Source organism: Arsenicibacter rosenii, from assembly GCF_001870735.1.
In the GTDB taxonomy this organism is placed as follows: Bacteria; Bacteroidota; Bacteroidia; order Cytophagales; family Spirosomataceae; genus Arsenicibacter; species Arsenicibacter rosenii.
This window is the reverse complement of sequence record NZ_MORL01000008.1, coordinates 67,598-80,464: the sequence shown is the minus strand read 5'-3', so window position 1 is coordinate 80,464 and position 12,867 is coordinate 67,598. Positions and strand designations below refer to the sequence as shown.

The window sequence follows — 12,867 nt, the reverse complement described above, 5'->3', positions numbered from 1 at the left end:
AGCCGCTACTCTGACCGGGTAGCGGCCTTTTGCCCGAACTAACGAAGGTTATGTTTCAGAAAACGATTTTCCTGAGCCTGCTGGTTACCCGACTGGCTGTTGCCCAGACTACCGATCAGATTGGCGGAAAAGCCTTTGAAATGACCAAAGCTACGGTCGAATTCCTGGCTACCGACAAGAAAACCTATGGCTATCAGACCAAAGAAAGCTGTCCGGCCTGCGTAAGCTATCAAACCCTCAATAAGTTTATCGCCGACAATAAGCTGACGAAGGCCGATGAACTGGTCAATGCCGCTCAGAAGAAGACAGCAGAGCTGACCAGTCAGAAAAAGCCGGATGCGGAAGTACTGAAAGAACTGCGCAGCTTCTTGCTGGAACGCGTGACCGGCGGGGCGGAGCGGAAACACCGCCTGACGTTAAAATCATTTGCCGCTTACCAGAATCAGCTGAATACCCTGGCAGGGCTGGCACCCGTCGAGGCCGCTCAGCCGCCGGTTGCTGAAACACCGGTAAGCGATCAGGAAGATCAGGAGGTGGCACCCGATACGGTAGCTGCCGAACACAGTTCTGCCACGGCGACATCATCAACCACAGAAACTTCTTTCTTTTCTATGTCTTTATTTGCGTTAATTGCCTCACTGCTGAGTCTGGCAGGGGTTGGGCTGCTGTTTCTGCGTAAGCCAAAGCAGCAGGAGACAAACGCTTCCGACCAGAAGATTGCCGAAATGAGTGATCAGCTCTTTAAGCTGAAAGGAGAGTATTCCGCTGCCCTGCGCCGGATTGAAGCCCTCGAAAAGGCATTAAGTCGTCAGGCGGTACCTCAGCCATCCGCGCCTCAGCCGGCCGCATCGCAGCCTTCTGCGCCGCAGCCGGTGAATGCGCCGGTACCGCCACCTGCCCCGCGGCCGGAACCCGCACGTGCGGGTCAGAACGTGCCGCGTACCCATACAGAGCCCTATGGGCCGCCGGTAAATCAGCCCGCTGCCGGCTTATCAACACCGGAGGGTGCGGCAATACCACCGGCCATGCCGGCTTCATCGGCTCCGGCTGCTCCGAAACCGGGTATCAAATCCGAACGGTATGCCCGTACGGCCGACCTGGGCGATGGCTTCAGCATGGGTGGCCTGCTGCCCGCTGCCGAACGCGGTACCATTTATCAACTGGCGCTGGAAGGCCACATCGGCACCTATCGCATCGTAGAAAATACCGAATCGCAGCAACTGGCGCTGAGCGACCCGTACTCGTATCTGAGCGATGCCTGTGAGTACCTGAACCAGCCGCGGGCTAATGCGCGTATTATGACCGAAAAACCCGGCCAGGTGTCGCTACAAGGCGATAAATGGAAAATTGAGCAGAAGGCGCGGGTTTCGTTTATGTAGTTATTTTTCAGCCTGATTAGCAGAAGACACGGTTTACGGCAGTGAAAAAACTGCGGCTAAACCGTGTCTTCTGCGTGTAATCGAGGCCGGAACATTATAGTTTTGCAACAACAAATACCACCAATGACAGTCGAGGAACTACGCGAACGCATCAAAAATCAAATTGTCCTGCACGACGGCGATCTGGCCGACTGGCAGTGGACACCGACCGGCCTGCCTGCTGAAGCCACCGAGCTGGGAATAACCGATTTCCGCCGGTTAGTGAATGATGTCAGCCGGCAACTGAACAGCTATTTCGGCCGTATTCTGGACCTGAAAGAAAAGGTCCGGGTGCAGGCACGCAAGCAGCAGAAGAAGCTCAGCAACGGGGATATTGATGAGATTGTGCAGGAAGCCGAACGCCTGACCCTGTCGCGCGGATTTGTGGCCGATCAGTGGATACCGGCCATTTTGCAGACGGTAACTGATGTCGATGCCGCGCCGGTTATTCCGGCCGCCGTAGCAGACCGGAAGCCGGTGCCGGTTGCGCCGTTATCGGAGTCAGACGCCTCGATCCGGCAGAAGGTCAATGAGATCCTGGACGACTACGACCGCCATATCCCGGTGCAGACGCTGCGGACGTTGTTCCGTGCGATAAATGCCGAAGAACAACAGCTGGCCGAAGCGGTACAGGCATATTTATCGGCTAACTTTTTTGGGGCCGAGACCGAACCGAACGGCAATACGCTGAAAGAAAAGCTGCTGTCGACCGATTGGCGGCATCTGAGCTGGTGGAAGGCACGGACTGCTCCTGTGACACCGCTGCCGGCTGAGCCCGTTCGTCCGCCGGTTGCACAACCCGTGAACCCATCGCTTGGGCGAAGCAACCACCCGATGGTCGATACCAATTACCGCACGCCGCCGGTTGCACCGCCGCCCGTGAACGTGCCACCCCGCCGTAACCTGGCCGGTTTCTGGGGGGTATTGTTCGCACTTGCCTTTATGCTGATTATCTACCTGATGATCAAGGGAGGTAAAAAAGATTCGTCTTCACAACCCGGGGAGCAGACACGGACGGAGCAAACCGAAACGCCTTCGTCAACGAAAAAAAAAGGGAAAAAGAAGCGTAAACAACCGGCAGAAGATGTGGCCGGCGACACCCGCGAAAACGACCGCACGGGTAGTGAAAGTAGTGCGCCTGTTAAGTCGTTGCCGGAATACGAAGAGTTACGGGATCAGGTTGGTCAGTACAAAGAGCAACCGGCCATGAAGAAAGGGAAATGGGGACTCTGGCGCAACGAAAAGTGGTTTATCAAACCGATTTACGACGACATCACGGTGTTTGAGGATGGCCGTGCTACTGTCACTCTCGGCGGCGCATCTTTCGAAATCGACCGCTACGGAAATCGGGTCCGGTAGAGACCATGTCAGTTTGAGACCAGTGTTGTTTTGGACAGGGCCGGGGGGCGCAGCCGGACAAGCAGGTTGCGGAAGGAGATGCCATCGCCGCCCGTCATCACACCGATATGGTTGCCCATAAAGTAACGGAACGGAAAGGGACTGGTCGTTACCTCTTGTTTATTGATATAAACGTGCATCAGGTTACCGATCCGGCGGACGGCCAGGGTATTGGTCTCCAGTCTGACACTGCGTTGCGGCGATGAGATACCGCCCGGAAAATACCGGCTTGATACCTTCCCGTCGATCACCATGCCGATTACCAGTTGGCCCTGATCAGTCAGGCGGATCTGGCAGTAATTCAGTGAGTCGAGCATACCAATCAGCAGCCCGCCCTCCGGGATGGTGCCGGGTTTACCAACAATATCCACCTGTACAGTAAACGAATCAGCTTTGTTAAGGTTAATATTTTCGGGCAGGCTAATATAGCTGTAGGCAAACCGTTTGCTTTCGGGCTTTTGGCGGTGAATGGTATAGCTCCCGTTTTCAATAACATAGGCGTAGTCGCCCTGAATGCCCTGGCGCCATGCATGCTGGTTGTTAGTGAACGTTTCCCTGAACGCTACCGGAGTCGGTAACGGATTCGGGTGGGGAGTCTCGGGACTGATTTTGACCTTAACCCATGTGCTGGATGCCGAAGAAATTACCGGGTCCTGTGACCACGCGGTTAATCCCATCCCCACTAGAATGAGTAGCAATAGTAAACGTTTCAGCATAGTAAGTACGGTCGTTGATAGCTTGTTATACGTCGCTACGATGATATTGTCCGGAGTACGACAAGATAAATTTAATAAAAAGTCATACATAGTTCAGTCTTTTGATCGGTAAAGCGCAAAAGGCACGGACTATGGACACACATCAAAGACAGAGAAGACGACGCTATAAACGGATACTGACTACACCAACCAGCTGACCGGCCTGAATGCCGGGCGCAAAGGAAATACCGGCATTGTTCTTTTTAAAGCTGTGATTGCGGATGCCCCGGATCAGCGTCAGGGTCACATCAGTCAGCCAGATCGCGGCCGCAGCGCGGGTAGCCAGGTAATACCGGTGATGGTATTGATTGGCTTGCTGATAATACGGTTCACCCTCGGCTGCATTCTTCTGTTGTTTATACAGACTGTAAGCGTTCTGAGCTTTAGGCTTATGTTGTAAGCCGTAAATGAGCAATCCATAAAAGCCCACCGTTACCAAAGGACGTAACCCGACCCTGAAAACCGGCTTATGTTGCTTGTCCGTCTGAACGAACATATTACCCACACCAGGCAGTACGGCCGACACCAGCGCCCAGCCCGGACCGGGTGTCCAGCGTTTTCTGGTTTTTGGCCGGGTCGTATCGGCTTCGGCCAACGTCTTCTCTTTAGATTTAGACGTATCCGCCTGCGTTTGGTAACTCTTATTGGCCGAATTACTCAATTCTGTGGATGCTAAAGTAACAGAAGATGGCGTAGTTTGGGGGAAAATAGCCCCTTTGTAACCAGCAGGCTTGATGTATACGGTTGCGCGAACCTCCCCGTTCAGAGCAAAGCCGTTTTCACCGGCCCGCCAGATGATTTTTTTGTCGGGCCCTGGCTCCAGATCAAGACCAAAATCGCCCGTAACAAATTCTTTTTTAACAGCTAACCGGCCACCAAACCGGCTCTCTACCTGAAAGTAAACCGAATCGCCGGTCTGAATGGCATCGAGGCTATAGCGGATTTCGATCCGGTTCTGGCTAAGTGCCCGCGTACGGACATTCGACACCGATTGCTGGCCGCAGGCAAAATGGGAAAGAATTGTAAAAATGATCAGTACAAAAGCTGGCTTCATAGCAGGTTGTCTTCAGTAGTCAGGTTAATTACGGCTTTACGGTGATTTGCGTTGATGCCTTAACGACATCATTACAGGAATTCGCCATCAGGATGCTGACCGTGTAAGTGCCTGCTTTCTGATAGCCATACACGAATCGTTTGCCGACACGGTTTTGCCCGTCGCCCAGATCCCAGCCTACTGAACCGATTTCCCCTTTTTCTCCGGTCAGATAAAATTCGACGGTTAATCCTTCCGCGATATAGGCGATGGTGGCCGACGGTTTTTCACAGACCTTGAAGGTGTTGCGTTGGAGGTTATACGGCTCACAAGCTTGTAAGCCTGTCAGAATCAATAAGAAAGAAAGGTAGCGCTTATGCATTGAGCAGAAAATTAGCCGCAAATGTACAAAAACACAGGTATAGCTCCTCTAAAACACACAGTATCAACTATACCTGATTTATAAAATGGTAAAAAAGCAATATTTGGGCCAGAAAATAGACGATGCTCCCGGGAATTGAGAAAAGGCACGCCTTTTTGGCCTAAAATTCGCTAACTTAACCTTTCATTACCACATACAACCATTAACCACTGTGTAACTGTGCGCTGGTCTGCTAAAACAAAACAGGAACTGGTAGCCGATATTCGCCGGCTTAGTAAAGAACTGGATGTTCTCAATACCCTCGATGGACTACCGCGCTCATCGCAGGCATCATCCTTTGATGTACGCAATACCGTCGATCAACTGAATCTGATTGGCCTCACGATTCAGTATGACGGCACGCTGACCTATGCCAATCCGTATACCTATCGGGTTACGGCGTGGAGCCCGGAAGAAATCATTGAAAAAGACTTTTTCAATACATTGATTCCTGCCTCAGAACAGGAGGCGCTACGGCTTGAGTTTGCCGATGCCGTTAACCGGGGCGGGTTCATTGAACCGAAAGAAATAGATTTGCTGACCCGGAGCGGGGCTTTGCGGCAAGTACAGCTGAACTCATTTATTGTCAATAAAATAGCGGGCGATCTGATCTCGTTTACGCTCATCGGCGAAGACGTGACTAACAAGCGGCGGGTGGCCTCGGCGCTGTCGTTTTCCAATGCGCAGCTGCAGGACCTTGTCGACAATACGAGTGATCTGATTCAGTTACTGACCCTCGACGGTAAGTTTATTTTCGTGAACCGGGCCTGGAAAGAGGTGCTGGGCTATAGTTCCGATCAGATTGCCGCCCTGAATCTGCGCGATGTACTGCACCCGGATTATGTCGACATTACGTTCGACCGGCTGAAACGCATTCAGGATGGCGAGAAGATGCCCCATTTTGAGACCGTTTTTAAGTCTAAAAATGGCCGTACCATCTTTCTGTCGGGGAGTGTGAACTGCCGCTATGACCAGGGTCGGCCAACGGCTTTCCGGTGTATTCTGCACGATACGACCAGTAAAATCAGGGCCGAAAAAGCGCAGAAGCTGTACTACAGCATTGCCAACTGGACCATGAATTCGCCCAATCTGGAGGATTTGTACAGCCGCATTCACCGCGAACTTGGCAACATCATTGATGCCCGGAATTTCTTCATTGCGCTCTATGACCAGAATAAAAAATACCTCCATTTTCCGTACTATATCGATGAATATTTCACGGGAAATATGCGGTTTACCAAGCGGCGGCTCGGCACGGGCCTGACCGAATATACAATCAGGGCCAATAAACCGCTGTTTCTGTACGAAAAAGATATCCGGCAACTGGCCGATGACCACGAAATCGACCTGTACGGACAGAAACAGCCCAAAGTGATGCTGACGGCGCCACTCCGCATTGACGATCAGATTACGGGTATTATCGGGGTGAAGTCCTATGCCGATGAACGTAAGTACGGCCCCCGCGATCTTGAACTGCTCGAATTTATTTCGGGGCAGGTGGCCCTGGCCATCGCCCGGAAACAGGATGAAACAGCCCTCGATAAGCAGAATGCACGCCTCAACGCAATATTCGATAGCAGTACATACCTGATCTGGTCGGTCAACAAGGCCCTGCAGCTGACGTCGTTCAATAAAAATTATACCCGGCTGATTGAGCACCATCTGGGTAAAACGCCTGCCCTCAACCTGACCACCAACCAGCTTGGCTGGCGGATGATCGGCGATGATAACCGGAAAATGCTGGCCGAACGCTACAAACAGGCGTTCCGGGGCATACCGCAAAACTTTGAGCTGCATTTTGAGACCGATAAGGGGGAGACCTGGCTTGAGTTTCACCTGAATCCGATTCTGCTCTCGGGCGGGGTTATCGAAGAAGTGTCGGGCATTGCGCGTGACATTACCAACCGGAAACGGGCGCAGCTGAGTATGCAGCAAAGCGAGGAGAAATTCCGGGGAATTTTCGAAAACCTCCAGGATATCTATTGCCGTGTCGACCGCGACGGGCGGATTACGATGATCAGCCCGTCGGTGTTTAAGCGGATGGGCTACACCACCGATGAAGTGATGGGGCAGGATGTAAACCAGTTTTTTGTCGATAAATCGGTATTGCGGCATGCCATCGTCCGGCTGCGGCAAAATCACAGCCTCCGCAATTTTGAGGCAACCATGCGGCGCAAAGACAGTACCGAACGTCAGTTTATGTTCAATATGTTGCTCCTGCAGGATGAACATGGCGAATATACGGTAATTGCTGCCCTTGCCCGCGACATTACCGAACTGAAGCGGCAGTCGGCAGAACTGGTAAAAGCGAAGGAAGAAGCCGAACGCTCGCTGAAAGTTAAAGAGCGTTTTCTGGCCAACATGAGCCACGAAATCCGGACGCCAATGAACGGGGTGATCGGGATGATTGACCTCCTGATCGATACACCGCTCAACGAAGAACAGCACGATTATGTCCGGACGATCAAACGCTCGTCGGAAACGCTGCTGAACATTCTGAACGATATTCTCGACCTGTCGAAGATCGAAGCCGGCAAGATGGTGCTGCACGAAGCACCGATTGCCTTCCGCGAGGTATTTGATAAACTCATTGCCTTATTCGGGCAGCAGGCGGCCACCAAGGGAAATACGCTGACGTATCACCTGCCGGCCGAGCTGCCTACCTATGTCATTGCGGATCAGACACGTCTGTTACAGATTCTGTCGAACCTGACCTCAAACGCCATCAAATTTACCGAACACGGGTCTGTGCGGGTTGAGGCATCACTGGTTAGTAAGAAAGGTAAATTTAACCGGATCAAAGTCGAAGTTAAGGACTCTGGAATCGGTATTTCGGCCGAGAACCTGAAACTGCTCTTTAACTCATTCAGTCAGGTCGATAACTCGTCGCGGAAGTCGTTTGGCGGTACCGGTCTCGGGCTGGCCATTTCGAAAGAGCTGGCGCACCTGATGAAGGGAGAGGTCGGCGTAGAATCGGTGGTCGGTATGGGCAGCACGTTCTGGTTTATCATTGAACTGAAAGAAACGGCTATTGCTCCAACCGTTACAGCAGCCGAAGCCAATGAATTAACGCTGATCAATTTCTTCAAAGACTACCATCCGGATGTGTTGCTGGTAGATGATAATGCCGTTAACCGGAAGGTAGCCAGCGAGATTCTGCGGAAATCGGGCTGCGTGGTGACAACGGCCGGCAGCGGACCGGAGGCGATTGAGAATGTACAGAAGCGCAGCGCCGACAATAAGATGTTCGATATGGTCTTTATGGATATTCAGATGCCGGATATGGACGGGGTCGAAACGACACGCAACCTGCGGGAGCAGTTTGGCAAAAGCCTGCCGACCATTGTGGCCATGACCGCGTATTCGATGCGCGAAGACCGCGAACGCTTTCTGAGTCAGGGACTGGACGACTATCTGGCCAAACCGATCCGGGCCCAAAGCCTGATTGCTAAGGTGAAGGAGATCGTAGATGCGTCGAGCCAGAAAAAACAGGATGTAGCGCTTCAGCAGAAGCATCAGGAGATAGCCCAACAGATGATTCTGCCCATTGTCGATCCTGAAATTGTGGGCCAGTTGCGCGATCTGGGCGGTCAGGAGCTGGTCGACTCTATTTTTGAAGAGTTTGTCAACGAGGCCACCGACCTGGTCAACGGCGCAAATGATGCTTTTGCCCTGGGCGATATTCCGACCGTGAAAAGCAACCTGCACACGTTGAAGGGGAGTGGCGGTACCATCGGTGTCTCACGGGTGGCCCACATTGCCAAAGAAGCCGAAGGCAAACTCAAAGTGAATGACACCAGCCTGCTGGCGCAGGAACTGATTGAGCTAACGAAAGCGTTTGATGAGTTTCTGACACACTATCAGCCATTGATTCAATAAACCGGATTGGCTTGGCTATGCCATGCTATTGCTCATGCCATTGCTTATGCTATTGATATGTACGGGCGACCCCACGTGGTCGCCCTTTTTTATTGTTCTTTTCCTGGCTTTAGGCGAACAAGCGAGCTTTGGGCACCATTTTTGGCTTTAGGCGAACAAGCGAGCTTTGGGCACCATTTTTGGCTTTAGGCGAACAAGCGAGCTTTGGGCACCATTTTGGGCTTTGGGCGAACAAGCGAGCTTTGGGCACCATTTTTGGCTTTGGGCGACCACGTGGGGTCGCCCGTACGGGGTGGGGCGGGAGCCTTAAATTTCTTTCAGTTCCAGTTTTCGCCAGCGGACTTTAATGCCGCCGCCATCGTGAATCTGGAGGGCTACCGAGCCGTTGGCCGCCCCGATTTTTGCATCGGTCATATCGACCATCGGTTTACCGTTGAGCCAGGTTTGTACGTGATCGCCTTCAACGCGGATCCGCATGGTGTTCCATTCGCCGGCTTTCAGGATATTTTCTTTTTCGTCGGGAATCTGAACGAGCCAGCCACGGCCGTATGATTCGTAGATACCGCCGGTGTCGTGGTTTGGCGGGGCTACTTCAACCTGCCAGCCGCTGATTTTAGTGCCCTCGATGGTAGACCGGAAAAAGACACCGCTGTTGCCGTTGGCTTCCTGTTTAAACTGAACGGAAAGGTCAAAATTTTTGTAGAATGCTTCGGTCGCCAGGTAACCGTAGCCTTTGTCGGGGCCGCTTTCGCAAATCAACTCGCCATTGTCGACATACCATTTTTCGGTGCCGTAGATTTTCCAGCCGGTTAAATCTTTTCCGTTGAATAAGCGGATTTTTTTTGCCGGAGCCATGCTGAGGCTAATCAGGGCTACGGCCAGCATTAATATGTATTGTTTCATACCATAGTGTTTTTTGTAAAAGCGAGTTCCAACCAACTTTACTGATCTTTTTCTGTAAAAACAACTTACCGGGGTTGTGAAGCAATAAAGTATGTTTACTAATAAGTAAATGTGTGTTATTTTAACTTAACTTTTGGTAATTTTAGACACTTATTACCCACATAAACGCCTGATGATATAAGGGGCGTTCTAAAAAGATAGCATGCATAAGACATCACGTGGCTTTCCGGTCTTATTTATTGATGACAATCCTGCGGTGATTGAGATAGTGGACCGTGCCATGCAAAAGGTATTTCCGGAGGCAAATACCGCGTATAAACAAAGTATAGAAGAAGCAAAGGTGTATCTGGAGAAACCGGAAACGATTGCTTATGGCGCTTATCCTAAGCTGATTTTGCTGGATATTCATCTGCCGGATCGTAACGATGGCTGGCAGTTACTGGACTTTCTCCGCAATCATCCCAAATGGCGGCTGACCCCTGTGGTGATGCTGACCTCGTCGGACGATGATATGGATGTTTTGGAGTCGTACCGGCAAGGTGCTTCGTCATTTATTGCGAAACCTGCCAGTTATTCTGAATGGCAACACTGTTTACGGGCTATCCGGAATTATTGGTATGATGCGGTAAAAACCGTTTAGCTCCCGCTAAAGGGTTTTTATAAAACGTTTATTCCGGTGCGTTCAGTAAGTTTTTTGTCCCGCAGGATAACAGTTTAGCTTCATGTTGACCTATGTTTTGCTGATAGCAATATATTTGTTTAGTACGCATTCAAACACTCAACGTTTTGTCGCTTTCTGATGATCAATCGCCGCTGTTTCAGGTAGACCTGACCAATTGCGAACGGGAACCCATTCATATGCCTGGCCGGATTCAGGCCCATGGCTTTCTTGTTGTTATCCGGCCCGATGATTTTGTTATTGTCCAGGCCAGTGAAAATACACATATCCTGTCCGGTATTCCGGTACAGGAGCTGATCGGAAAGCGCGTAGACGCTCTGCTGGCCAATACAAATGTGAATGGCAGTAGTTTACTGGAAATTATTAATGTAGCGCTCCGCAACCGGCAACCTGATTCACTGAATCCTTACCGGCTGGAAATTAATAATGAACCAGCCAATATTATCCTGCACGTACATGACGGAGCGTTAGTGCTTGAATTTGAGCCAACCGACGATCTGTCGAATGGTTTTCTGCTCCAGCAACGGGTGGCTCAGGCCCTGGCCGATGTACAGGCCAGCCGGACAATGGATGAACTCCTCAACAGCGCGGCCCGGAAAGTTAAGGACCTGACCGGCTATGACCGGGTCATGATCTACCGCTTCAGCGAAGACTGGCACGGCCATGTCGTGGCGGAAGAGAAAGAAGACCATCTTGAGCCGTTTTTAGGGCTTCATTATCCGGCCTCCGACATTCCCCGGCAGGCCCGCGAATTATACAAAATCAACCTTGTCCGTTGCATAACCGACGTAAATCAGGAAAGCATACCGATTTATCCCGTGTTGTATGCCGACCGGAAAAAGCCCTTTGACCTGACCCATTCGGTGCTGCGGGCAGTCTCGCCGATTCATATTGAGTACTTGAAAAACATGGGCGTACAGTCGTCTATGTCGATCTCGCTCATGTATCGCGGCGAGTTGTGGGGGCTGATTGCCTGCCATCATTATTCGCCGCGGTTTATCGATTACCCGACGCGGATGTCGGCCAAATTTATTGCTCAGTTGCTTTCGGCATCGCTGGAGTTCCGCAAAAATGAAGACGACCTGGCGTTTTGGCGTCAGATCCGCAATCAGGAGCAGGTCTTGCAGGAGCAAATGCTGCGCGACTGGGATATTAAAAAAGGGTTGTTAGACCATCCTGTCACGGCACTGGATATCAACTCTGCCATTGGCGTTGCCGTCTCCTTAAACGGAGAAGTGCATACGCTGGGCAAAACGCCTTCACCGGAACAGGTCAAAGATATTATTGAATGGATTAAACTGACCTCTACAGATACAATTCTGCAAACCAGTCAGTTGCCAAATTTGATGCAGGGTGCAGAAACGTACCGTGAAGTCGCATCGGGCCTGCTGGTCATTGAGTTGTCGCGGGAGCTGGATGAGTATATCCTGTGGTTTAAGCCGGAGCGGATCACGCAGGTAGACTGGGCCGGTAATCCCGACAAGCCCGTTACGGTCGATGCATCGGGAGAAGCCCGCATCAGTCCGCGGAAAAGTTTTGAGAAATGGACGCAGGAGGTCCGGAACCAGTCAGAGCCCTGGCGCGAGGTTGAAATCGCGACCGCATTAAAACTACGGGAAGATATCCTGCAAATCATCAACCAGAAAGCCAACCATATCCGGATACTGAATGAGCAGCTCCGGGTGGCTTACGAAGAGCTGGATGCCTTCAGCTATACGGTGTCTCATGATTTGCGAACGCCGCTTTCGTCGGTTAAAAGTTATTCTGAAATCATTCTGGAAGAATACAGCGACGAACTGAACGACGACGTTCAGGATCTGCTGAACAAAATTATCGCGGCCTCCGACCGGATGACATCACTGATCCGGAACATTCTGCATTATTCGCGGATGGGGCGTACGGAGCTCAATGCGCAGATGCTCGACATGGCGTCGATGCTGACCATTCTCCGGGAAGAAATTGTCGCCACCGAAAAAAGCCGGGCGCTGCAGTTGATCATTAAAAACACACCACCTGTTTACGGAGACCATACAATGGTGTTACAGATCTTCAGTAACTTGCTATCCAACGCGGTAAAATACACCCGGGATAAACAACCGGCTATTGTAATTGTTGATGGTATAGAACATGATCGTGAAGTGACCTACTCGGTGCAGGATAACGGTATCGGCATTGACATGCGGCAGGCCGGCAAAATGTTTGAACTGTTCAAGCGGCTGGAAAACGCACAGGATTATGAAGGTAGTGGGGTAGGGCTGGCTATCCTGAAACGGATTCTGGGCAGACACAACGGGAAAGTCTGGTTTGACAGTGAACCGAACCGGCAAACAACCTTTTATGTGTCATTTCCTAAGCCGGTACAATCACAGTAAAGCCATTGT

The 12,867-nt window shown here is 51.3% G+C and carries 9 protein-coding genes; 5 read left to right on the top strand and 4 right to left on the bottom strand.

The window, feature by feature from the left end; translation table 11 throughout:
- Nucleotides 1–50 precede the first annotated feature (50 nt).
- On the top strand, nt 51–1,379 hold the full coding sequence (locus tag BLX24_RS16120; RefSeq protein WP_071504200.1) for a hypothetical protein: 1,329 nt from the start codon (nt 51–53) through the stop codon (nt 1,377–1,379).
- Nucleotides 1,380–1,502: 123 nt separating this feature from the next.
- Complete coding sequence (locus BLX24_RS16115; RefSeq protein ID WP_071504199.1) at nt 1,503–2,777, top strand: WG repeat-containing protein; 1,275 nt, start codon at nt 1,503–1,505, stop codon at nt 2,775–2,777.
- A gap of 8 nt (nt 2,778–2,785) precedes the next feature.
- Here BLX24_RS16115 and BLX24_RS16110 read toward each other — a convergent pair whose 3' ends face one another.
- From BLX24_RS16110 to BLX24_RS16100, 3 genes are all read right to left on the bottom strand, one after another.
- Nucleotides 2,786–3,532, bottom strand: coding sequence for a hypothetical protein (locus BLX24_RS16110; protein ID WP_143092695.1), 747 nt, complete (start codon nt 3,530–3,532; stop codon nt 2,786–2,788).
- Between the two features lie 163 nt (nt 3,533–3,695).
- A complete protein-coding gene (locus tag BLX24_RS16105; protein WP_071504197.1) occupies nt 3,696–4,625 on the bottom strand; it encodes a hypothetical protein in 930 nt (309 codons plus the stop codon).
- Between the two features lie 28 nt (nt 4,626–4,653).
- On the bottom strand, nt 4,654–4,986 hold the full coding sequence (locus BLX24_RS16100) for a PKD domain-containing protein (protein WP_071504196.1): 333 nt from the start codon (nt 4,984–4,986) through the stop codon (nt 4,654–4,656).
- Nucleotides 4,987–5,205: 219 nt separating this feature from the next.
- Between BLX24_RS16100 and BLX24_RS16095 the strand changes: the two genes are divergently transcribed.
- A complete protein-coding gene (locus tag BLX24_RS16095) occupies nt 5,206–8,904 on the top strand; it encodes a PAS domain S-box protein (protein ID WP_083422012.1) in 3,699 nt (1,232 codons plus the stop codon).
- A 306-nt stretch (nt 8,905–9,210) separates the two neighbouring features.
- Here the strand turns inward: BLX24_RS16095 and BLX24_RS16090 are convergent, their stop codons facing one another.
- The gene (locus BLX24_RS16090) at nt 9,211–9,807 is read right to left on the bottom strand and encodes a 3-keto-disaccharide hydrolase (protein WP_071504195.1); all 597 of its coding nucleotides are present in this window, start codon (nt 9,805–9,807) and stop codon (nt 9,211–9,213) included.
- Nucleotides 9,808–10,009: 202 nt separating this feature from the next.
- Between BLX24_RS16090 and BLX24_RS16085 the strand changes: the two genes are divergently transcribed.
- Nucleotides 10,010–10,447, top strand: coding sequence for a response regulator (locus BLX24_RS16085; protein WP_071504194.1), 438 nt, complete (start codon nt 10,010–10,012; stop codon nt 10,445–10,447).
- A 146-nt stretch (nt 10,448–10,593) separates the two neighbouring features.
- Complete coding sequence (locus BLX24_RS16080; RefSeq protein ID WP_262482993.1) at nt 10,594–12,858, top strand: ATP-binding protein; 2,265 nt, start codon at nt 10,594–10,596, stop codon at nt 12,856–12,858.
- Nucleotides 12,859–12,867 lie beyond the last annotated feature (9 nt).

What these genes read in the sequence shown, in the direction of transcription:
- BLX24_RS16120 (WP_071504200.1), top strand. Translation starts at nt 51, where the DNA reads ATGTTTCAGAAAACGATTTTCCTGAGCCTGCTGGTTACCCGACTGGCT.
- BLX24_RS16115 (WP_071504199.1), top strand. Translation starts at nt 1,503, where the DNA reads ATGACAGTCGAGGAACTACGCGAACGCATCAAAAATCAAATTGTCCTG.
- BLX24_RS16110 (WP_143092695.1), bottom strand. Translation starts at nt 3,532, where the DNA reads ATGCTGAAACGTTTACTATTGCTACTCATTCTAGTGGGGATGGGATTA.
- BLX24_RS16105 (WP_071504197.1), bottom strand. Translation starts at nt 4,625, where the DNA reads ATGAAGCCAGCTTTTGTACTGATCATTTTTACAATTCTTTCCCATTTT.
- BLX24_RS16100 (WP_071504196.1), bottom strand. Translation starts at nt 4,986, where the DNA reads ATGCATAAGCGCTACCTTTCTTTCTTATTGATTCTGACAGGCTTACAA.
- BLX24_RS16090 (WP_071504195.1), bottom strand. Translation starts at nt 9,807, where the DNA reads ATGAAACAATACATATTAATGCTGGCCGTAGCCCTGATTAGCCTCAGC.
- BLX24_RS16085 (WP_071504194.1), top strand. Translation starts at nt 10,010, where the DNA reads ATGCATAAGACATCACGTGGCTTTCCGGTCTTATTTATTGATGACAAT.